This is a genomic window from Nocardioides sp. NPDC047086, assembly GCF_040643685.1.
Taxonomy (GTDB): domain Bacteria; phylum Actinomycetota; class Actinomycetes; order Propionibacteriales; family Nocardioidaceae; genus Nocardioides.
On sequence record NZ_JBEYUV010000013.1, the window covers coordinates 93,117 to 114,141 of the forward strand.

The 21,025-nt window shown below is 69.3% G+C and carries 16 protein-coding genes, 1 tRNA gene, 1 other RNA gene and 1 pseudogene; 16 read left to right on the forward strand and 3 right to left on the reverse strand.

What is annotated here, in order from left to right; genetic code table 11:
- The first annotated feature begins 241 nt into the window (after window positions 1-241).
- Window positions 242-2,305, forward strand: a complete 2,064-nt coding sequence (locus ABZ796_RS12100) for a protein kinase (RefSeq protein ID WP_357337145.1) — start codon at window positions 242-244, stop codon at window positions 2,303-2,305.
- Window positions 2,306-2,378: 73 nt separating this feature from the next.
- On the opposite strand, the gene eccCa is transcribed toward ABZ796_RS12100, so the two are convergent.
- On the reverse strand, window positions 2,379-6,410 hold the full coding sequence (eccCa, locus tag ABZ796_RS12105; RefSeq protein WP_357337146.1) for a type VII secretion protein EccCa: 4,032 nt from the start codon (window positions 6,408-6,410) through the stop codon (window positions 2,379-2,381).
- A 174-nt stretch (window positions 6,411-6,584) separates the two neighbouring features.
- Here eccCa and ABZ796_RS12110 point away from each other — a divergent pair, with 174 nt between their 5' ends.
- The 6 genes from ABZ796_RS12110 (at window position 6,585) to ABZ796_RS12135 (ending at window position 12,885) form a co-directional block, all read left to right on the forward strand.
- Window positions 6,585-7,958, forward strand: a complete 1,374-nt coding sequence (locus tag ABZ796_RS12110) for a hypothetical protein (RefSeq protein WP_357337147.1) — start codon at window positions 6,585-6,587, stop codon at window positions 7,956-7,958.
- 154 nt (window positions 7,959-8,112) lie between these two features.
- Window positions 8,113-8,448 (forward strand): WXG100 family type VII secretion target, encoded by a 336-nt coding sequence (locus ABZ796_RS12115; RefSeq protein ID WP_091043262.1) that lies wholly within the window; start codon window positions 8,113-8,115, stop codon window positions 8,446-8,448.
- Between the two features lie 47 nt (window positions 8,449-8,495).
- Complete coding sequence (locus ABZ796_RS12120) at window positions 8,496-8,789, forward strand: WXG100 family type VII secretion target (protein WP_357337148.1); 294 nt, start codon at window positions 8,496-8,498, stop codon at window positions 8,787-8,789.
- 183 nt (window positions 8,790-8,972) lie between these two features.
- Entirely contained in the window at window positions 8,973-10,343 is a 1,371-nt protein-coding gene (gene eccD / locus ABZ796_RS12125; protein WP_357337149.1) for a type VII secretion integral membrane protein EccD, read from the forward strand.
- On the forward strand, window positions 10,343-11,758 hold the full coding sequence (locus ABZ796_RS12130) for a type VII secretion protein EccB (protein ID WP_357337151.1): 1,416 nt from the start codon (window positions 10,343-10,345) through the stop codon (window positions 11,756-11,758). The genes eccD and ABZ796_RS12130 overlap by 1 nt, the downstream gene beginning before the upstream one ends.
- The gene (locus ABZ796_RS12135) at window positions 11,740-12,885 is read left to right on the forward strand and encodes a S8/S53 family peptidase (RefSeq protein ID WP_357337153.1); all 1,146 of its coding nucleotides are present in this window, start codon (window positions 11,740-11,742) and stop codon (window positions 12,883-12,885) included. Before ABZ796_RS12130 ends, ABZ796_RS12135 begins: the two co-directional genes overlap by 19 nt.
- Window positions 12,886-12,889: 4 nt before the next feature.
- Here the strand turns inward: ABZ796_RS12135 and ABZ796_RS12140 are convergent, their stop codons facing one another.
- Window positions 12,890-13,255 carry a helix-turn-helix domain-containing protein gene (locus ABZ796_RS12140; protein WP_357337154.1) on the reverse strand — a complete coding sequence of 122 codons (366 nt, stop codon included), beginning with the start codon at window positions 13,253-13,255 and terminating at the stop codon, window positions 12,890-12,892.
- Between the two features lie 77 nt (window positions 13,256-13,332).
- Between ABZ796_RS12140 and ABZ796_RS12145 the strand changes: the two genes are divergently transcribed.
- Window positions 13,333-13,743 (forward strand): Rid family hydrolase, encoded by a 411-nt coding sequence (locus ABZ796_RS12145; protein ID WP_357337155.1) that lies wholly within the window; start codon window positions 13,333-13,335, stop codon window positions 13,741-13,743.
- A gap of 81 nt (window positions 13,744-13,824) precedes the next feature.
- On the opposite strand, the gene ABZ796_RS12150 is transcribed toward ABZ796_RS12145, so the two are convergent.
- Window positions 13,825-13,912, reverse strand: a tRNA-Ser gene (locus ABZ796_RS12150).
- 100 nt (window positions 13,913-14,012) lie between these two features.
- Between ABZ796_RS12150 and ffs the strand changes: the two genes are divergently transcribed.
- The 8 genes and pseudogenes from ffs (at window position 14,013) to ABZ796_RS12190 (ending at window position 20,923) form a co-directional block, all read left to right on the forward strand.
- An RNA gene (gene ffs / locus ABZ796_RS12155) (signal recognition particle sRNA small type) lies at window positions 14,013-14,103 on the forward strand.
- A gap of 66 nt (window positions 14,104-14,169) precedes the next feature.
- Entirely contained in the window at window positions 14,170-16,329 is a 2,160-nt protein-coding gene (locus ABZ796_RS12160; RefSeq protein WP_357337157.1) for a DNA polymerase III subunit gamma and tau, read from the forward strand.
- 10 nt (window positions 16,330-16,339) lie between these two features.
- Window positions 16,340-16,729 carry a YbaB/EbfC family nucleoid-associated protein gene (locus tag ABZ796_RS12165; RefSeq protein ID WP_357337158.1) on the forward strand — a complete coding sequence of 130 codons (390 nt, stop codon included), beginning with the start codon at window positions 16,340-16,342 and terminating at the stop codon, window positions 16,727-16,729.
- A gap of 33 nt (window positions 16,730-16,762) precedes the next feature.
- A complete protein-coding gene (recR, locus tag ABZ796_RS12170) occupies window positions 16,763-17,359 on the forward strand; it encodes a recombination mediator RecR (RefSeq protein ID WP_008356228.1) in 597 nt (198 codons plus the stop codon).
- An 86-nt stretch (window positions 17,360-17,445) separates the two neighbouring features.
- Window positions 17,446-18,033: a DUF5063 domain-containing protein gene (locus ABZ796_RS12175; RefSeq protein ID WP_160025786.1), complete on the forward strand. Its 588-nt coding sequence runs from the start codon at window positions 17,446-17,448 to the stop codon at window positions 18,031-18,033.
- A gap of 11 nt (window positions 18,034-18,044) precedes the next feature.
- Window positions 18,045-19,352 (forward strand): annotated as a pseudogene (locus ABZ796_RS12180) (aspartate kinase); the annotation flags it as partial.
- 69 nt (window positions 19,353-19,421) lie between these two features.
- Window positions 19,422-19,883 (forward strand): ACT domain-containing protein, encoded by a 462-nt coding sequence (locus ABZ796_RS12185; RefSeq protein ID WP_357337177.1) that lies wholly within the window; start codon window positions 19,422-19,424, stop codon window positions 19,881-19,883.
- Window positions 19,880-20,923: an aspartate-semialdehyde dehydrogenase gene (locus ABZ796_RS12190; RefSeq protein ID WP_357337159.1), complete on the forward strand. Its 1,044-nt coding sequence runs from the start codon at window positions 19,880-19,882 to the stop codon at window positions 20,921-20,923. The genes ABZ796_RS12185 and ABZ796_RS12190 overlap by 4 nt, the downstream gene beginning before the upstream one ends.
- The last annotated feature ends 102 nt before the right edge of the window (window positions 20,924-21,025 follow it).

Sequence of the window (21,025 nt, forward strand, 5' to 3'; positions counted from 1 at the left end):
TCGCGGGCCGCAGCCGTCGTTCGAGCGTCCTCCGGTCGATGACTCCGACAAGACCACGATCAGGCCCCGGATCGCTCGGCCCAGCGGCCCCACGAGTACGCCGCCGCCACCCCCGCCTCCTGCTCCGACACCACCACCACCGCCTCCTACGACCCTGCCGCCGACCCAGGCCCCGCCGCCCCCGCCTTCCCCTGTGCAGGCACCTTTGCCGGCGACCGTGCTAGGAGCGGATGCGCCCGGCATGATCGGGCCCTACCGGCTCGAGCAGCAGGTGGCGTCCAACGAGATGGCGGTCGTCTACAGGGCCACCGACACCCGGCTCAACCGAGCGGTCGCCCTCAAGGTGCTTCTCGGGCACAGCGCCCGGGACCCCGAGTTCGTGTCCCGGTTCGACAAGCAGGCCACGCTGATGGCCAAGCTGGACTCGCCCCACATCATGGGCGTCTACACCAACGGCCGGACCAACGACGGCGCTCCCTATCTGGTCTCCCAGTTCGCCGACGGCGGCGACCTCGGCTCGCTGCTGAAGGCCCGCGGCCGTCTTCCCGGCCCGCTGGCCGCCGACATCTGTGCCCAGATCGCCGACGGTCTGGCGGCGATCCATTCGCCCGAGGTCGGCGTCGTGCACGGCGACGTGAAACCGTCGAACATCCTGCTGCGCGACGGCAACAGTCCGCCGTACGCCTACCTGTCCGACTTCGCGGCGGCGCGCGCTGATGACTCCGCGACCGCCAGGCCCGGGATCCACTCCGGCGCGTGGAACTACCTGGCACCCGAGCGCGCGATGGGTGCGCCGGCCACTCCGGCGAGCGACCTCTACTCGCTGGGCTGCCTGTTCTACGAGCTCGTCACCGGGACCGTTCCCTTCACCGGGGCCAACGACGTCGAGACCGCGATGGCTCATGGGTCGCAGCCGATCCCGACCCTGCCGGGTCGCGATGACTTCACCCTGCAGGCCAACGACCTGCTCTCCGGTGAGCGTGGTCTGCTCGCGAAGGATCCCGCCCAGCGTACGAACGAGGCGGTCCGGGTCCGGGACCGTTTCGCCGCGATGGCCGGGCGACAGATGGGCTTCGCTTCCGGCGCCACCGTCACGCTCAAACGTGCCAAGGCCACGTGGTGGATCGCCGGGGTGGCGGCACTCGCGGTCCTCGTTGCGGGCGGCACCGCCGTGGGCGTCACCCTCGCGACCACGGAGAACACTCCCGCGAAACCCAAACCGGCGGTGAGCGGAGACATCGACGGAGACCGGCTGGGTGACCTGGTGCTCGGTGCGCCGTTCGGTGACGTCAACTACAACTGGGACGGCAACGCCGCGACCCTCTTCGCCTCCACCGGCAAGGGGTTCGAGGCAGGCACCACCAAGGGCCTCAAGTTCGGCAACCTGCTCGGCGACCTCGATGCCGACGGGCGGGTCGACGTGGTGCAGGTCTCCGGAATCGGATCCTCGTTCAACGTCGACTCCAACGCGACGAACCAGCCTGACGGCGCGATCCAGGTGCCGGCATCGGGCAAGCGGCTGGCCATGTTCTGCGCCGACTTCAACGGCGACGGGCGCGACGACATCGGGATGATCTCGGTCGGCAACGGGACCAAGCTGCCCAAGGAGGACGCCGACCTGGCCAAGCTCGAGGACCTCGAGTTCCAGATGACGGTCATGCTGAGCAAGGCGGACAACACTTGGGGCAAGAGTGCCGAGTGGTACACCGGTCCCTGGAAGGGCCCGACGTTCGACATCAACTTCGACGTCGGTGACTTCGACGGCGACAAGCGCGCCGACGTCGTCATGGGTGCCAGGGAGGCCTCGCCGGCCGCGGTGGTCCTGCTGATGAGCAATGGCTCGAAGCTCACCAAGACCGACCTCGAGGTGCCCGGACCCGACGGTGACCGGGTCGCCGGGTCGTCGAACTTCGCCGACGTCACCGGCGACGGGAAGGACGAGCTGATCACCCAGGAGATCGTGGACCAGAAGTGGGCCATCCGCGTCTACTCCTACGATCCCGAGGGCAAGAAGTTCGTTCCCGAGCCCTCGTGGGACATCGACGACCCGGTCAAGAACGACGACGCGCTCAGCGGGTCTCAGATCCCTGGGGTCGCCGACGTCAACGGTGACGGCAGGGACGACCTGGTCAACCCGTTGCGTGCCGGTGACGGGGACTACGAGTACCTCAACAAGGCGTCGGTCCTGATCTCCGGCAAGGACGGGTTCACCGCCGAGACCTGGGACATGCCCGGAGCCGACCAGTTCCAGACCCACCCGCCGTTGCGCAAGGCCTCTAACAACAACGGCACCGGGACGCTCTGAGCACCGGCGAACGAGGAGACGGCCCGCGACCTGGATCAGGTCGTGGGCCGTCTCTCGTCGGAGCGCTCGAGAACTAGACCGTCGACTCGCTCCAGGCCAGCTGGATGACCTCGATGCCGCGGTCACGGGTGACCAGGCGCCCGCGACCCGGGAGGGTCGGGACCGGCTTCAGGTTGCCGATGAGCGGGCCCTCGTCGGGGTTGCCGGAGAGCAGCAGGCCCGGCATCGCCAGGTCGCGCATCGACTGGATGACCGACTCGTAGAGGGAGCGCGACGCACCACCCGAACGGCGGGCGAGGATGACGTGCAGGCCGACGTCGCCGGCCTGGGCCATCAGCGGCTGCAGCGGCGCCAGGGGCGAGCCCTGCTGGGTCGAGACGAGGTCGTAGTCGTCGACGAGCACGAACAGCTCCGCGCCGGACCACCACGACCGGCTGCGCAGCTCCTCCGGCGTGACGTCGGGGCCGGGGATCCGCTTCGTCAGGTACGCCGCCAGGTCGTTCAGCGTCGGGTTCGCCTGCGTCGCCGAGGTGAGGTAGCCGACCAGGTAGTCCTCGGGGATCTCGCCGAGCAGCGACCGCCGGTAGTCGACCACCGCGATCTGCGCCTCCTTGGGCGTGTGCGTCCGCATGATCTCGCGGGCGATGCTGCGCAGCATCGAGGACTTGCCGGACTGGCCGTCGCCGAAGACGAGCAGGTGAGGCTCGGTGTCGGGGTTGAGGCCGACCGGGGCCAGCTCCTTCTCGTTGATGCCCAGAAGCAGGCGCTTGCCGGGCTTGTCGTCGGTGACCCCGGCCTGCTCGCGGATCCGCTCGATCGTGATCCGCTCCGGCAGCAGCCGCAGCTTCGGCCCGGCGGGACCTTGCCAGGCCGCGGAGATCCGGGAGATCAGGTCGTCGACGCCATCGCCCAGCGTCGCCGCCGAGCCGTCGCCGTCCATGCGGGGCAGCGCGCTGAGGAAGTGGAGCTTCTCCTTCACGATGCCTCGACCCGGACGCCCGGTTGGCACCAGGGCGGCGAGCTTGCGGTCGAGCTCGGAGTCCATCGGGTCGCCCAGGCGAAGCTCGAGCTTGGTGCCGAAGATGTCGCGCATCGAGGAGCGGAACTCGGCCCAGCGGCCGGCCGCCGCGACGATGTGGACGCCGAAGGTCAGGCCACGCGGAGCGATCTCCTGGATGGCGTACTCGAGGTCGTCGAAGTCGGCGCGCAGCGTGCCCCAGCCGTCGATGACGAGGAAGACGTCGCCCCAGCCGTCGTCGGCCTGGCCGCGGGCGCGGCGGGTGCGGTAGGTCTCGATCGAATCGATGCCCTGCGCCCGGAAGTAGGCTTCGCGGCGGTCGATGATGCCGGAGATCTCGGCCAGGACGCGGCGTACGACATCGGGCTCGGAACGAGTACCGACGCCGGAGACGTGCGGGAGCTTCGCCAGCGGCGCGAACGTACCGCCACCGAAGTCGAGCACGAAGAACTGCACCTCCTGCGGCGTCATCGTCAGCGACATCGAGGCGACGATGGTGCGGAGCGTGGTCGACTTACCGGTGCGGGGTGCACCGATGACCGCGACGTGACCGGCGGCCCCGCGCAGGTCGACGGTGAGGGTGTCGCGGAGCTGCTCACGCGGCTTGTCGACGATGCCGAGGGGAACGACCAGCCCGCCGAGCCGCTTCCAGGCGGGCGAGTGCAGGCCGAGCTCGGTCGAGGTGGTCAGGTCGGGCATCAGCGAGTCGAGCGTGTCGGGGATGTCGAGCGGCGGCAGCCAGACCTGGTGGGCCGGGGTGCCGTGGCCGGTCATCCGGTCGACGGCGATGTCGAGCATCGACTTCTCGACGCCGTCCGCGCCCACGACGGGGGTCGCCGGACGCTCCTCGTCCTCGACCGGCATCGCCAGCTGCTTCACCTCGGCGATCGAGAACGGGAAGATCCCCTGCAGCTTGCCGCCCTCGTCGCGGCGGATCCGCGAGCCCGCGGCCGGCGGCCCCGAGACGTACGCAGCCCGGAACCGCTGCATGTTGGTCGGGTCGGGCTTCAGGTAACCGAGGCCGGGAACAGCCGGAAGCTCGTAGGCGTCCGGCACGCCGAGCACGGTCCGCGACTCCTGCGCGGAGAAGGTGCGCAGACCGACACGGTAGGAGAGGTGCGAGTCGAGACCGCGCAGGCGGCCCTCCTCGAGGCGCTGCGAGGCGAGCAGCAGGTGGATGCCGAGGGATCGGCCCAGACGACCGATCGCGACGAACAGATCGATGAACTCGGGCTTGGCCGAGAGCATCTCGGAGAACTCGTCGACCACGATGAACAGCGACGGCAGCGGCGCCATCGACGGGTCCTGCGTACGGGCCTTCTCGTAGTCCTTCAGCGAGGAGAAGTTGCCGGCCTCGCGCAGGAGCTCCTGGCGGCGGGTCATCTCACCGGAGAGCGCGTCCTGCATACGGTCGACCAGGGTGAGCTCGCCCTCGAGGTTGGTGATCACCGCGGAGACGTGCGGCATGCCGGCCATCCCGGCGAAGGTCGCACCGCCCTTGAAGTCGACCAGCACCAGGTTGAGGACCTCCGGCGGGTGGGTGAGCACCAGGCCGAGGACGAGGGTGCGGAGGAACTCCGACTTACCGGAACCGGTCGCACCGATGACGAGGCCGTGCGGCCCCATTCCCTGCTGGGCCGACTCCTTGATGTCCATGTAGATCTGCTGGCCGGCCTCACCGACACCGACCGGCACCCGCAGCCGGTCGCGGTTGGCGCGGGGGCGCCAGGCGACGTCCGGGTCGAAGGAGCGTACGTCGCCCAGACCGAGCAGCGCCATGTAGTCCTTCGGGGCCGCGATCTCGGTGTCCTGCGGGGTCTCGGCGGCCGCGTCGGAACCCTCCGGAGCCACGGTGTAGAGCGCGGTCAGGCGCCGGGCGTAGGCCTCGGCGTCCGCCATGGTCATCTGGTCCACGCGCAGCCGGACCGGATCCATGCGTACGCGCACCTGGTAGCCGGAGACCGTGTTGTTCTCGTCGGGCTCCTCGTCGTCGATCAGGAACCGCACCCGGCTGGAGTCGAACAGCTCGTCCCAGTGGGTCGGCAGGTCGATGACGGTGACGCCCTGGATGCCGTCGTCGGGAAGCACGTGGTTGCCCGGCGGGACGGAGCCGCCGTCGACGATGACCACGACCTGCGGCGAGGGGATCCGGTCGTCGGTGCCCCAGCGGGCGCGCTCGCCGACCTCGGTCGGCAGCAGGGCGCCGAGGTCGTTGATGTTGGTGACCACCATGCGGCGCGGCCCGACGGCGTCGACCTCACGGCCGCTCTGTGCGTGCGGGAGCCACTTGACCCAGTCCCACTCGGCCAGGTTGCGCTCGGAGGTGAGCACGGCGACGATCAGCTGCTCCGGCGAGTGGAAGGCCGTCATCCCGCAGATCAGGGCGCGGGCGAGGGCCCGGGCCTGGTCCTCGTTGCCGCAGATCTCCATCTTGTCGAAGCCGCGCAGGTTGGTCGCGGCCGGCAGATCGGGCTGCACCCGGTGGACCGTCAGCAGCCGGTGCAGCGCGCTCGCCGACGCGGGGTCGACCTGGTCGATCGGGGTCTGCTGGGGCGGCACCAGGGTCAGGGCCAGGGGCTGGTGAGCGACGCCGTAGCGGACGTCGAGATAGCGCTTGTGGGTGTTCGCGCGCTCCCACAGCCGACTGCGCTCCTCGGCGATCGCGGGCAGTGAGGACGGCGCGGGATAGTGCCAGGTCAGCGCCTTGCGCTGCTGCTCACCGGCTTTGCGCGCCGACTGGCGGACGCCGGCCAGGTAGCGCAGGTAGTCGGTGCGCTGCCCACCGACCTGCTTCTGCTTCTGCTTCCGCTGGCGGTCGATCTGCACGAAGATGAAGCCGAGCGTCGCGAAGAGGAACATGCCGGCGGCGATGTAGCGCTGGATCGGCGGGGAACCGCCCGCACCCGACTGCATCGTCGCGATGAGCACGATCGACCCGAGGCCACCGAGCATGGGGATGGCGTTCATCAGGATGCCGCCGACGCCCTCGCCCTCTTCGATAGCCGGCGGAGCATTCAGAGCCAGCTCCCCCTCAGGGACCTCCGGCTCCTCGGTGCGGGTACCGCCGGCTGTCGCAGCGATGGTCACGTGTCCCCCTGAGACTGGTTCAGTGCCCCGCGGGCCCGGATGCCGCAGGTGGTCAGGATCTTAGAGTGCCCGCTACCCGGCTACTACCCTTAACCGTGCCGGTCGGGTAAAACGGGCGGTGGAGCTTCCGATGTGGAACTCTGTCACAGGGTCATCACGCATCCGGGAGGTGTCATGCCCACTCAGACGGCCGATGCCGTTGAGCCGGCGCTCGCAGCAGGCGGCCTGGCGGTCACGGTCCACGGCACCGCCGGAGTGGTCGACATCGTCGTCCCGTCCGATGCGCACGCCTCGGACCTGGCGCGGGAGTACGCGACGGCCGTCGGCCTTCCCGCGGCTCCGGTGCTGCGCGACCGCCGTGGCGAGGTGATCCGGCCGGACGCATCGCTCGCCTCCCGCGGCATCACCTCGGGCGCCCTGCTCGCCGCCGACTCGCCGCCCACGCAGGCCTACGCGCCGCGCGAGGTCGTCGAGACGGCCGCCCCGGTCCAGGCGGGCAGCTTCTCGTTCTACTGGGTCGGTCTGGCCACCCTCCTGGCGGTCGCCGCGGCCGGGTTCGGCGCCCAGGCCGACGGCTGGCAGCGACTGGCCATCGCCGGTCTGCTCGCGCTCGGCGCGTTGGTCGGCATCATCCCTTCGGGGCCGTACGCAGCGCGCCGAGCGATCGCCGCCCCGGCCTTCGCCGCCGGCGCCGCCTTCGTCATCACCGTCGACCCGGCGCCCGAGACGCTGCCGATGGCGGTGGGCGTGGCCGGGTTGAGTGCCGCGATCGTCGCGACGATCTCGAGGTCGCTCGTCGACACCGTCGACGAGAGCCTGAAGATCTGGACCGCGACCGGCGTGGCGGTCTTCGTGGTGACCGCCCTGTGCGCCCTGCTCGGCACCTCGCCGCAGGTGCCGTGGTCGATCCTGTTCGCCGCTGCCGCGTTGGCGGCGCGGATCGTCCCCTCGTACGCCGTCGACGTCCCGGACTCCTATCTCCTCGACGTCTCCAAGCTGTCGGTGACCGCCTGGTCGGCACGGGCCAAGACGACCTCCGGCAAGGCGACGGTCCCGATCGACGAGGTCACCGCGGTGGCCGAGCGCGGCTCCCGCACGCTGGCGGCGGCCTCCTGGGCGATTCTCGCCGTGGTCGCGGTGAGCGGGCCGGCGCTGGTGGCGACCGCCACCGACGACCTGGACCGGATCGGTGGCTGGCTGATCATGCTGGCCGGTGCCTTCGTGATCCTGCTCGCGGCCCGCAGCTACCGCTACTGGCTGCCTCGTGGCGTACTCCGGGTGGCCGGGGTTATTGCGCTGGCGGTCGGGGTCCGTGCCTTCGTAGGCTGGGCCGACCCGGAGCTGGTCTCCTGGTTCGGTCTGGGAGTCGTGGTGATCGGGTTCGCCGTCATCATCGCGGCGATCGCGACCGGCCGGGGCTGGCGCTCGGCGAAATGGGCGGCTCGGGCCGACTGGGCGGAGTCGCTGTGCGGCGCCGCCGTCATCGCCTCGTTCGTGGTCTCCTCAGGGTTCTTCCGACACCTGTGGGAATCGGGTTTCAACAGCTAGACAGCAGGGCCGAAAAAGTTCAGAGATTTGTGTTTAGAACTCCGGGGACGGGGTATGAACACATTGTCCGGACCTCGGGGGAGCCCATCGGGAGCCGGGCTCCAACAGGTATCTAACCTAGGAAAGCCGGTTCCGCCGGTGGAAGGACAGCACCATGAGCAGTGAGATCAAGCAAGGCCAGGCGATCAACACCGCCGTCAACTTCATCAACGAGACCAAGGCCAAGCTGCAGAGCGTCAACAGCCGCACCGTCTCGGAGGCCCAGGCGGAGGGCGCATCGGGCTGGAAGGGCGCCGGCGGCACCTCGTTCCAGCAGCTGATGAACACCTACAACGAGAAGTCGCGCGAGATCACCAACGCGCTCGACGAGCTCACCGCGGGTCTCGAGAACGCCCGCAAGGTCGGTAGCCAGGCCGACGAGGATGTTGCCGGGCAGTCCAGCTCCGTCACCTCCAGCATGGACAGCATCTCCTACAAGATGGGTGGCTGACCACCCGGTCAGGCCGCATTTCAAGCACAGGACTGGAAGGAACTGACATGGGTGAAGAGATTGTCGTAAACCACGGAAAGATGGGCTCCGTCGCCGACGTCCTGCTCAAGGGCGTGGCGGACATGGACCGCGAGCTCGACGAGCTCGAGCGTCACATCATCGGCCTCCAGGAGAACTTCACCGGACAGGCGGCCGACGCCTACAACCGGGCGCAGGCCAAGTGGAACCAGAGCATCCGCGAGCTCGGCATGGCGCTGGACCGCGGCAGCAAGTTCGTCAACGAGGCCAACGCTGACATGCACCGCGCGGACCAGCGCGGCGCCAGCGGCTTCGGTGGCTGAGTTCTTCAGCACACAAGCAACACGGGGGGATCGGTGCGGGGCACCGGTCCCCTCGTCGCTGCTTTTATGGCAAAGTCAGCGCTGATGCTCGCCGGCTGGCTCAGCCGGCGATGGTAGGGCGTAGATCTCGGGACATTCGGTCGGTTCGTCTCGGGCACAGGCACGACGCGAGGAGTTCGTGAAATGACGCAGGCGCAGGTGGCGCCCACTGGGCTGGTCCGGGTCACGGTCGCCTCCGGCACACGTCGGATGGACCTGGTGCTGCCGGGCTCGGTGCCGGTGGCGGAGCTCGTGCCGGAGCTTGCGCGAAGCGTCGGGTTGCTCGACCCGCAGACGGCCTACGCCGGCTACCGCGTCGTGCTCGCCGACGGCCGCAAGCTCGCCGGTGACCTCGGTCTGATCCCGCAGGGCGTCGAGGACGGCGGCGTCCTCACCGTGAGCGCCGGGATCGACGACAAGCCGCCGCGGGTCTACGACGACGTGGTCGAGGCGATGACCGACGTCGTCGAGAGCGAGATGGCTCCCTGGAAGCCCGAAGCAGGCCGGCGTACGTCACTGCTGGCCGCCGCGCTGCTGCTGCTCCTCGGTGCCGGCGCCCTGTGGACGCAGGCGCCGTCGATGCTCGCCGGCGTCGCTGCCGGGGTGATCGGCATCGTCCTCGCCGGAGGCGCGATCGTGCTCTCCCGGCTCGAGGCCGAGAACGACGCCGCGATCGCCGCGGTGTGGATCGGTGAGGTCTACGGCGCGGTCGCCGGCTTCCTGATCGGCTCGGCCTCGCTCGGCCCCGAGGGTGGCGTCGGGATGCCGCTGGCCTTCGCCGGCGCGGGCGCGATGCTCGCCGCTGCGATCGGCTTCCTCGGTCTGGGTGAGGCCCGGATGCTGGCGATGCCGGGCGCCCTGGTCGGTGGTGTCTTCCTGGTGGCGGGCATGCTGCTGAGCATGACCGGCTGGAAGGCCGGTGTGGTGCTCGGGATCGTGCTGGTCGTCGTGGTGCTGGCCGGCAGCTTCTTCCCATGGCTCGCGCTGAGCACGACCAAGACCGACGTCCCTCAGCTCTACTCCGACGAGGACATCAACCTCGACCCCGACGAGATCCGTGAGGACCAGGTCCGGGTCGACGCCAAGGTCGCCCACGAGATCCTGGTCGCGATCTCGCTCTCCGTCGGCGTCCTGGTTGTGCTGACCGCGCCGTTCGTGGTGCGGCTCGGGCTCTTCGGCACGCTGCTGGCGCTGGCCGCGTGTGTCGTGCTGATGCTGCGTACGCGGCAGTACCGGACGGGTTCTGAGGTGCTCGTCGGCCTGGTCTCCGGCATCGCCGGCCTGCTCGCGATCGGTGCCGCGCTGCTGGTCTACCACGAGTCGTGGCGGCCGACGACCGCCGTCGTGCTGGCGGCCGCGGGTGGCGTACTCCTGGTGCTGACGCTGGTCCCCGACGTCGGGTCGATCCGGCGCGGTCGGCTGGCTGATGTCGCCGAGACGATCTGCCTGCTCGCGATGCTGCCGCTGATGGTGCTCGCCTCGGGCCTCTTCGGCGCCGCGGTGGCTGGTTTCTGATGGCCAGCAAGAAGGACCTCGTAGAGGCGCATGCCTTCAGCCGCCGCCGGCTCGTCTCCGCGTTCCTCTCCGGCGCCCCTGGTGGGCGCGAGGTGGAGCCCGCTCGCCCCGGTCGCTCTGTCTTCGGTGGCCTCGTGCTCGCGGTGCTGCTCATCGCAGGCGGCGCGGTCGCCCACTTCCTCGCTCCCCGGCCCGCGACGGGATGGGCAGACCAGCCCGGCCTGATCGTGACCAAGGGCGGGGCGCGGTACGTCGTCACCGGCCCCGAGAACGGCAGGGCGCTGTACCCGGTCGTCAACCTGGCCAGCGCCCAGCTCATCCTCGGGCTCGACCTGGAGAAGAAGTCCAAGGTCATCGACCAGGAGGAGATCGACAAGGAGTTCCCGAAGCAGACGATCGGCATCTCCGGTCCCAAGGTCCCCGAGGAGCTGCCGCTGACGTCCGACTTCATCAACACCGGCTGGACCGCGTGCACCGCCAACGGCGCGGGCACGCATCTGAACATCTCCGCGAAGCCGGACGTGAAGGCTGCCACGGACACCGGCTTCATGGTGCAGACCGAAGAGGGCAACTACCTCATCGCGGAGTCTCGGACGGATGAGGGTTACACCCAGGCCTACAGCTACAAGATCGAGGGCGATCAGGAGACCTACGCCGACCGTGTCTTCAACGATGCGCCGCCGACGCTCAAGGTTCCACAGTCGTGGGTCAACCTGTTCCCTTCCGGCTCGCCGTTGGGGGCGGAGGCGTTCGGAAGTGCCTATTCGAAGTTCGGCCAAGCGGTGGCCGGCGAGGACTATCCGATCGGGACGAGGGGCATCTTCGACACCAAGAGCTACCTGCTGATGGAGAGCGGCTGGATCCGCATCAGTGACTTCACTGCTGAGGTGTACGACACGGCCCTGCAGGCAGCGGGCAAGTCGGTCAGTCTCCAATCGCTGGACAGCGGCCCGCAGATCAATGGCGAGGAGCCGGAGACTTCCTGGCCGGCAGAGACCCTCGAGCCCGGCACCGGCAGTGTCTGTGCCAAGCTCGAGACGGAGGACAAGACGACGGTGCGGCTCGGTGTCGAGCCGGGCGAGGCCGCCTGGCCCGCGTCGGAGCCTCCTGGGGCGAGCGACCTCACCTCGGCGCGGGTCGATCCCGGCAAGGGCGCCTTCGTGTACGCCGCCAATGGCGAGGAGCTCCAGAAGCAGAGCGCGACGCCATACCTGATCGACGCCCGTGGCACCGTCAACACCCTCGACGGTCCGATCACGGTCGCGCGGCTCGGCCTGACAACCGACTCCGGCCCGATCGTTCCCGGAACCTGGCTGCGACTGCTGCCTAGTGGGGCCGCGCTCTCGACCGAGTTCGCGCTCTGCCCGCCCAACACGGGAGACGTTCAGGAGAGCCAGTGCGTGGCGACCGAGTGACGCTGCTGCGTAGCGGCATCGCGCTCGCTGCCGTCCTGGGCGGGCTGACCCTGTTCGGCAACTCGGGCCCTGCGTACGCAGCAGAGGAACGGCCGGTCTGCAAGGCGTACGAGAAGAACATCGGTGGTGGCGCGCCGCAGAAGGCGGAGACCCAGACTGCGCCAGTGCCGGAGACGGTGGCTCCGTTCGCGATCATGAGGATCGCCGAGGCGCAGAAGGTGAGCAAGCAGGGCCAGGGGATCCGCATCGCCGTGATCGACTCCGGCTACAGCGCCAAGGCGCAGGACTACCACGGCACCGTTGCGGCAGGCCTGATCTCCGGGATCGCTCCCAAGGCGACGCTGAGCGACCACCCTGTCCTCAAGGTCGGCCAGGAGAAGTCCACGATCGATGCCAAGCGGATGGTGGCCGAGCTCAACTCACTGGCCAAGGGCAACGCGAAGGGGCTGATCGTCGACATCGGTCTGCCCGCGACGCAGGGCGCGTCCGGCCTGGACACGGCTGTCGACACGCTCATCAAGAAGGGGGCCATCGTCGTGATGGCCGCCGACTGGTCGGGCATCACCACCGCCACGGACCGCGACATCGCGCCCAAGGTCTTCCCCAACGCCAACGACTCCGTGGTGACGGTCAGCGCCTCCGGCACATCGGCCTCTGACCCGGACTTCGCGGTGCTTCCCAACTCCCACACCGACGTCGCCGCTCCGACGTACGGGGCCGCTTCTAAGACGCTCTTCGGTCAGCCCTGCTGGGTCGACTCGATCTCGACGTCCTTCGCTTCCGCCGAGGTCTCGGCGGTGCTCGCGCTGATCTGGTCGACCAACCGGAGCTGGAGCGCCGACCAGGTCATCGACCGTCTCTACAGCACCACGTCCGGCCGTGAGGGCCAGGGCGGCCGCTTCTGGGGTGCGGGTGTCGTGAATGCGTACGACGCGCTCACCAGGCCGCCGGTCGAGGAGGCCGCGGCAGCGCCGGAGATCGAACAGGCCCCGATGGCCCGCGACAAGGTCGATCCCCTCGCGACCGTCCGCGACAACGCGATCTGGTGGGGCATCGCCGGCGGCGGCGCACTCGGTCTCGGGCTGGTCCTGAGGCCGCTGTTCTCGCGGCGCAAGAGCTCCATGTAGCGCGTCAGACCGAGCGGTCGAAGGCCTCGCGTGCGGCCTCGACCTCGGGCAGTGTCGTCGTCGTCCAGTGGTAGAGCCGGTCGATGAGGTCCTGCAGAGTGCTGCCCAGCGGGGTGATGCGGTACTCCACCGCGAGCGGTCGCGTGCTCAGCACGACGCGCTCGACCATGCCGTTGCGCTCCAGGCGGCGGAGTGCGGTGGTGAGTGACTTCTGGGTCACCGCCGGGATCGCCTGACGCAGCTCGTTGAAGCGGCGCGGCCGCTCGCAGAGCGTGTCGAGGACCTGGAGCGACCACTTGTCGAGGAGCTGGTCGAGGAGCTCGCGATGCTCCTGGGTGAGCCGCAGCGGTTCAGGAGTGGTATCCGGCATGACACCTAGTCTCGTTGAAGTGTCCGCTGGATACCAAGTACACATGAGAAACCTTAACTCATGGAAGGAATCTCATCGTGTCCGTCGATCTGCTCACCCCCGAAGGCATGTTCCAGCCCGTTCCCTACCACCACGTCTCCGTGGCCACCGGCACCCGCCACGTCCATGTCGCCGGACAGATCGCCCGGGACGAGCTCGGTCGTGGCGCGGCGCCGGACGATCTCGCCGGCCAGCTCGCCCATGCCCTCCGCAGCACCGCCCGTGGTCTGGCCGGCGCCGGCGCCACGTTCGCCGATGTCGTACGCCTCCGGTTCTTCGTCACGGGCTGGAGCCCGGACAAGTACGACGCGTTCGTCGCGGGTCTCGAGAGCGTCGTCGACGAGCTCGGCATCCCGCAACCTCTGCCGCCGCTGTCCGCCATCGGCGTGGACTACCTCTTCGAGCCCGACGTGCTCGTCGAGGTCGAGGCGTACGCCATCTTGGACTGACCTGCTGGGAAATGCAGAACGCCGATCCGGAGCTTGCGCTGTCCGGATCGGCGTTCTTGCAGGTCAACCAAGGTTTCCTGCTGGCGGATCTGGGGGGATTCGAACCCCCGAGGGCGTTAACCCAACACGGATTCCAGCCGTGCGCCATAGGCCACTAGGCGACAGATCCGTGAGGGATCCTACGCGGCTCCGCGAGCATCGGGGAAATCGGCGGAGGGCCGGCGGGCCGCCTTTGGGATCGGCGAGCGTACTCGTCTAGACTCTTCGGCAACCCCCCATGTGGCGACATCTTGTCGAACCTCCCCAGGGCCGGAAGGCAGCAAGGATAAGCGAGCTCTGTTGGGTACGTGGGGGGCCTTTTCTATTTCCCGACAGCTCGCCCCGCGCGGTCGCAAACTGTCGGTGCGGACGGATAGGGTCTACCGGGTGGACGCACCGCTAGCTCTCTACCGCCGCTACCGGCCGGAGACGTTTGCCGAGGTCATCGGCCAAGATCACGTCACCGGCCCGCTGCGCAATGCGCTGGCGGGCAACCGGGTCAACCATGCGTACCTCTTCTCCGGCCCACGCGGCTGCGGCAAGACGACCTCGGCGCGGATCCTGGCGCGGGCTCTGAACTGCGAGAGGGCGCCGATCGCGGACCCGTGCGGGGAGTGCGAGTCGTGCCGCGACCTGGCGCGCGGAGGCCCCGGCAGCATCGACGTGATCGAGATCGACGCGGCGTCGCACGGTGGCGTGGATGATGCCCGTGACCTGCGGGAGAAGGCGTTCTTCGCTCCGGTGAAGAGCCGCTACAAGGTCTACATCATCGACGAGGCCCACATGGTCTCGACGCAGGGCTTCAACGCGCTCCTCAAGCTCGTCGAGGAGCCGCCGGAGCATCTGCGCTTCATCTTCGCGACGACCGAGCCGGAGAAGGTCATCCCGACGATCCGGTCGCGCACCCATCACTATCCGTTCCGTCTCTTCCCGCCCAAGCTGGTCTCCGACTACATCTCGACGCTGTGCGAGAAGGAAGGGATCAACGTCGAACCGGCCGCGCTGCCGCTGGTCGCGCGCGCGGGCGCCGGGTCGATGCGCGACAGCCTCTCGGTCATGGACCAGCTGCTCGGTGGCGCGGGGCCCGAGGGCGTGACGTACGAGCTGGCCGCCGGGCTGCTCGGCTACACCCCGGACGCGCTCCTGGACGAGGTCGTCGACGCCTTCGCCGCCCACGACGGCGCCGCGGTCTTCGGGGTGATCGACAAGATCATCGAGACCGGCCAGGACCCGCGACGCTTCACCGAGGACCTGCTGCGGCGACTGCGCGACCTGGTCATCGTCAAGGCGGTCCCGGACGCGCCCGCGACCGGGCTCATCGACGTCTCCGAGGACGGGGGCGAGCGGCTCGTCGCCCAGGCCGGACGCTTCGGGCCACACGATCTCTCGCGGGCCGCCGATGCGGTCGCGACCGGCCTGACCGAGATGCGCGGCGCCACCGCGCCCCGACTCCTGCTCGAGCTGATCTGTGCCCGGGTGCTGCTGCCCGCGGCCGACGGTGCCGACGGTCTCGCGGCCCGGCTCGACCGTCTGGAGAGGCGGATCGAGATCAGCGGTACGCCGACGGTGACCGCTCCTCCCGCCGCGGCCGCCCCCGCCCAGGACCGGCCGGTGCTCAAGCCGTCCGTCGGCGCTCCGGGGCACGAGCCGGCCGCTCCCGCGGCGCCGCAGCCCGAGCCCGTCCAGACGTACGCCTCGACCCCCGAGCCGACCCCGGAGCCGGTCCGAGAACCCGCTCCGGCCGCGCAGACGCCTCAGCCGCAGATGTCTCAGCCGCAGGCGCCAGCCGCTCCCGAGCCGTCGAGCCAGCCTCAGCCGCAATCAGCGACGCCGCCGCCGGCACAGGCTCATGCACCCGCGCAGTCGCCGGGCGGGATGGGCAACGTGGACGTCCGCCGCCTGTGGGACGACGTGATCGCCCAGACCAAGGGCCTACGTCGGGCGACCTGGTCGCTGGTCGGCCAGAACGCTCAGGTGGTCGACTTCCGCGACGGCGTACTCACCCTCGGGTTCGCCTCGCCGGGTCTCCGGGACCGGTTCGCGACCGGTGGGCACGAGCCGATCCTCGGGCAGGCGCTGGTCAACGTGATCGGCATCCAGCCGAAGATCGAGGCGATCGTCGCGGGCGGCGGGCAGCCTGCTCTGCAGCGGCAGGCCCCGCCTCCGCCGCAGCCGAGCCAGTCCCAGGAGCCCGCCCAGCCGCAGCAGCCGCCGGAGGCATCCTGGAACGAGCAGGTGCCACCACCCGACTGGGCCGCCGAGCCGCCGCCACCCGACCGGCCACAGGCTCCGCCGGAGCCGCAGGCGACGTCGGCTGCGCAACCGGCAGACCCCGGCGCGATCGCGTTGGCTCGGGAGGCCATCCGGCCGACGCGTGCGGCCGACTACGAGCCCCCTGTCGACGACACCGTGGCCCGCCTGGCGGAGGCCGATGCCGCGGTGAACCCCGACGACCAGGCCTACGACGGGCCGGCCGCGATGGGCGCCGAGGCGCTGCTCGCTCAGGAGCTGGGTGCAACCATGATCGAAGAGATTCCTCACAACTAGGACGGCACAGATGACGAACCCACTCGAAGGCCTCGGCGGCGAGGGCGGCTTCGACCTCAACGCGATCATGCAGCAGGCCCAGGCGCTGCAGAGCCAGATCGTTGACGCCCAGGAGAAGCTCGCCGAGACGATCGTCGACGGCACCGTCGCCGGTGGTGCGGTGACCGTCAAGCTCACCGGCACCGGCGAGCTGGTCGGTGTGGAGATCAAGCAGGGCGAGTTCGACGGCAGCAGCCCCGACGACCTCGAGGACCTCGGCGCCGTGATCGTGGCCGCCTACCGCGAGGCGAAGGGCAAGGCCGACGCCCTCGCCGGTGAGGCGATGGGCCCGCTGGCGGGCGGTCTCGGTGGCCCCGGTGCCCCCGGCGGTGGCGAGCCGCCGTTCAAGCTCGGGTTCTGAGACAAGCTCCGCTAGAGACAGGCGATAACCAAGTTGTACGAGGGTGTGGTCCAAGACCTCATCGACGAGCTGGGACGGCTGCCGGGCGTAGGTCCGAAGAGTGCCCAGCGGATCGCGTTCCATCTGCTCCAGGCTGATCCCGCCGACGTACATCGGCTGGCCTCGATCCTCAACGAGGTCAAAGCGAAGGTGAAGTTCTGCTCGGTCTGCTTCAACGTCTCCGAGGAGGAGACCTGCCGGATCTGTCGCGACCCACGTCGCGAGCAGTCGGTGCTGTGCGTGGTCGAGGAGTACAAGGACGTCGTCGCGATCGAGCGCACTCGTGAGTTCCGCGGGCGCTATCACGTGCTCGGTGGCGCGATCAGCCCGATCGACGGGATCGGTCCCGACCAGCTGCGCATCCGGGAACTCGTCCAGCGGCTCAACGACCCCGGGATCACCGAGGTGATCCTCGCCACGGACCCCAACCTCGAGGGCGAGGCGACGGCGACCTACCTGACCCGTCAGCTGAGCCCGCTCGGGCTGAAGGTCACCCGTCTGGCAAGCGGTCTCCCGGTCGGTGGCGATCTGGAGTACGCCGACGAGGTCACCCTCGGACGCGCCTTCGCCGGACGCCGTGCGGCTGAGTAGTGGCTAAGAGCCGACTCTTCGCCCTCGTCAGGCCGCGACTTCGGCGGTAGCCTGACGATTCAAGGGACCTCGGGAAGGGGGCCGTCATGACGAACGACTTGACCGGCAAGGACTTCGCCACCAGCATCGCCGACTCGGTGGAGAGCTTCCTGCTCTCGGTGCGGGCGATAGCTGCCGACGGCGATGGTGGCAGCGCTGTCCCGATGCTGCTGCTGGAGGTGAGCCAGATCCTGCTGGCGGGCGCGCGGCTGGGCGCCCAGCAGGACTTCGAGCCTCGTGAGGAGTTCCAGCCCGACGTGGGCATGGAGGCCGACGTGGACGAGCTGCGGATGGGGCTCGCCGAGATGTTCGGGGACATCGACACCTACAGCTTCGTCTTCGATCCGTACAGTCCGGACGTGGTCGACAGCCAGATCTCCGACGACGTCGCCAGCCTGGTGACCGACCTGGAGTACGGCCTGCGTCACTACCGTCTCGGCGACGTCGACGAGGCGCTGTGGTGGTGGCAGTTCAGCTACGTCAACAACTGGGGCAACCTGGCCGGTGCCGTGCTCAACGCGCTGCTCACCGTGGTCGCTCACGACCGCCTAGACTCCGAGCCGTTCACCGGTGAGGACGAGGACCTGGCTGCCGCTGATGAGATGCTGGAGAAGACGGCCGCGTCGGCAACGTAGACTTTCCCGCCGTGGGAATCGTCGTTCAGAAGTACGGTGGCAGTTCGGTCGCGGACGCTGCAGGCATCAAGCGTGTTGCTCAGCGAGTGGTCGCGACCAAAGAGCAGGGCCACGACGTGGTCGTGGCCGTCTCTGCCATGGGCGACACCACCGATGAGCTGATCGACCTGGCCAACAAGGTCTCGCCCGACGCAACCGCGCACGCGCGCGAGTTCGACATGCTGCTCACCTCCGGCGAGCGGCAGTCGATGGCGCTGCTCGCGATGGCGATCAACGACGTCGCGAACGAGCGCGGGCTGGCGTACGAGGCTCGGTCGTTCACCGGGTCGCAGGCCGGTCTGATCACCGACGCGCAGCACGGCCGCGCCAAGATCCTCAGCATCACCCCGGAGCGGATCCAGGCAGCGATCGGCGACGGCGCGATCGCGATCGTGGCCGGCTTCCAGGGCGTCTCCAGGGACACCAAGGACATCACCACGCTGGGCCGAGGCGGCACCGACACGACCGCGGTCGCGCTGGCGGTGGCGCTGAACGCCGACGTCTGCGAGATCTACACCGACGTCGACGGTGTCTTCACCGCCGACCCGCGGATCGTGCCGACCGCCCGCAAGCTGAGCTCGGTCGCCTTCGAGGAGATGCTCGAGCTGGCGGCCTCCGGAGCGAAGGTGCTTCACCTGCGCTCGGTGGAGTTCGCGCGGCGTCACAGCCTCCCGATCCACGTACGCTCCTCCTTCTCCACCCTCAACGGCACCGTGGTCAAGGGCAGCATCGACGCGGGCTCGCCGCAGGGCGACCACCAGCCGGGCACGGATGCCGGCATGGAGGCGCCGATCGTCGCTGCCATCGCCTACGACCGCAGCCAGGCGAAGATCACCGTCGTCAACGCGCCCGACAAGGTCGGCGCCGCCGCGAAGGTCTTCGAGATCATCGCCGGGGTCGGGATCAACGTCGACATGGTCGTCCAGGACGCCTCGGCGGCCAAGACCGAGCGCACCGACATCACCTTCACCCTGCCCCGCGACGACGTCGAGCGTGCCGTGGAGGCGCTGGAGCTGGCCCAGGCAGAGGTCGGCTTCGAGCGGGTCAGCGCCGAGCCGAGGATGGGCAAGGTCTCGCTGATCGGCGCCGGGCTGCGCACGCAGCCGAAGAAGATCGCCGACTTCTTCTCGGCCATCGCCCAGGCCGGGGTCAACATCCAGATGATCTCCACCTCCGAGGTGCGGGTCTCGGTCGTCGTCGACGACGACGAGGTCGACCGGGCGGTGCAGGCAGCGGCGGAGCAGTTCAGCGACGTCGAGGTCGAGAAGGTCTCCTACGGTGCCGAGCCCAACGGCGACGTCCCGGAGATCGTCGGCATCGCGCACGACCGCAGCGAAGCCAAGATCACCCTGGTCGGTGTCACCGACGAGCCGGGCGAGGCGGCCCGCGTCTTCGACACCCTCGCCGAGGCCGGTATCAACATCGACATGATCGTCCAGAACGTCTCTGCCGAGGAGACGCGGCGCACCGACATCTCGTTCACGCTTCCGCGCACCGACGTCAAGCTGGCCCGAGCGGCCCTCGGCGACATCCAGAGCGAGATCGGCTTCGCCGACCCGATCGCCGACGAGCAGATCGGCAAGCTCTCCATCGTCGGTGCGGGGATGCGTACGCATCCGGGGATCACCTCGCGATTCTTCGCCGCGCTCGCCGCTGCGGGAGTCTTCATCCGGATGGTGTCGACCTCGGAGATCAGGGTCTCGGTGCTCGTCAGCGCCGACGATCTCGACCGCGCCGTGCGCGCCACACACAGAGCATTCGGCCTCGACAGCGACGTAGAGGCCATCGTCTACGGAGGGACCGGCCGATGAGCATCAACTTGGGAATCGTGGGAGCGACCGGACAGGTGGGCGTCGCCGTACGCCAGATCCTGCTCGAGCGCGGCTTCCCGCTCGGCGAGGTTCGTTTCTTCGCCTCGGCGCGCTCGGCCGGCAAGACCATCGAGTTCGGTGACCGCTCGATCGTCGTCGAGGACGCCACCACCGCTGACCCGGCGGGTCTCGACATCGCGATCTTCTCCGCCGGCGGCGCCACCTCCAAGGCGCTGGCGCCGAAGTTCGCGGACGCCGGTGTGATCGTCATCGACAACTCCTCGGCCTGGCGCAAGGACCCGGCGATCCCGCTGGTCGTCTCCGAGGTCAACCCCTCGGCGATGGACGGGGTGATCGAGGCCCGTCAGGGCATCATCGCCAACCCCAACTGCACCACGATGGCCGCGATGCCGGCCCTCAAGGCGCTCCACGACGAAGCCGGTCTCGAGCGCCTCATCGTGTCGACCTACCAGGCGGTCTCGGGCTCCGGCGTCGCCGGCGTCGAGGAGCTCGTCAACGGCGTCGCCGCCGCGGGTGACAAGGCCCGCGAGCTCGCCTACGACGGATCCGCGATCGCGTTCCCGGAGCCGGACAAGTACGTCGAGACCATCGCCTACAACGTTCTTCCGCTGGCCGGGTCGCTGGTCGACGACGGCCTGAACGAGACCGACGAGGAGCAGAAGCTCCGCAACGAGTCCCGCAAGATCCTGTCCCTGCCCGACCTGCGCGTCTCCGGCATCTGCGTCCGCGTCCCGGTCGTCACCGGTCACTCGCTCGCGATCAACGCTGAGTTCTCCTCGCCGCTGACCCCCGAGCGCGCCACCGAGATCCTGTCGAACGCCCCGGGCGTCGAGCTCCGCGACGTACCCACCCCGCTGTACGCCGCCGGCAAGGACCCCTCCTACGTCGGCCGCATCCGCCAGGACGAGGGTGTTCCCGACAACCGCGGCCTCGCCCTGTTCATCTCCAACGACAACCTCCGCAAGGGCGCTGCGCTCAACACGGTCCAGCTCGCCGAGCTGGTAGCCGCCGCCCTCTGACCCAGCCGAGTCAGCACTTCTGGCGGCCGAATCTGTAGTTGTGGGGGGCGGCCCACCCGGTTAGTCGCCCCCCCAAGAGGGGGGGGCCCGCCCCACCCACCG

What these genes read in the sequence shown, in the direction of transcription:
- ABZ796_RS12100 (WP_357337145.1), top strand. Translation starts at nt 242, where the DNA reads ATGATCGGGCCCTACCGGCTCGAGCAGCAGGTGGCGTCCAACGAGATG.
- ABZ796_RS12110 (WP_357337147.1), top strand. Translation starts at nt 6,585, where the DNA reads ATGCCCACTCAGACGGCCGATGCCGTTGAGCCGGCGCTCGCAGCAGGC.
- ABZ796_RS12115 (WP_091043262.1), top strand. Translation starts at nt 8,113, where the DNA reads ATGAGCAGTGAGATCAAGCAAGGCCAGGCGATCAACACCGCCGTCAAC.
- ABZ796_RS12120 (WP_357337148.1), top strand. Translation starts at nt 8,496, where the DNA reads ATGGGTGAAGAGATTGTCGTAAACCACGGAAAGATGGGCTCCGTCGCC.
- eccD (WP_357337149.1), top strand. Translation starts at nt 8,973, where the DNA reads ATGACGCAGGCGCAGGTGGCGCCCACTGGGCTGGTCCGGGTCACGGTC.
- ABZ796_RS12130 (WP_357337151.1), top strand. Translation starts at nt 10,343, where the DNA reads ATGGCCAGCAAGAAGGACCTCGTAGAGGCGCATGCCTTCAGCCGCCGC.
- ABZ796_RS12140 (WP_357337154.1), bottom strand. Translation starts at nt 13,255, where the DNA reads ATGCCGGATACCACTCCTGAACCGCTGCGGCTCACCCAGGAGCATCGC.
- ABZ796_RS12165 (WP_357337158.1), top strand. Translation starts at nt 16,340, where the DNA reads ATGACGAACCCACTCGAAGGCCTCGGCGGCGAGGGCGGCTTCGACCTC.
- ABZ796_RS12175 (WP_160025786.1), top strand. Translation starts at nt 17,446, where the DNA reads ATGACGAACGACTTGACCGGCAAGGACTTCGCCACCAGCATCGCCGAC.
- ABZ796_RS12190 (WP_357337159.1), top strand. Translation starts at nt 19,880, where the DNA reads ATGAGCATCAACTTGGGAATCGTGGGAGCGACCGGACAGGTGGGCGTC.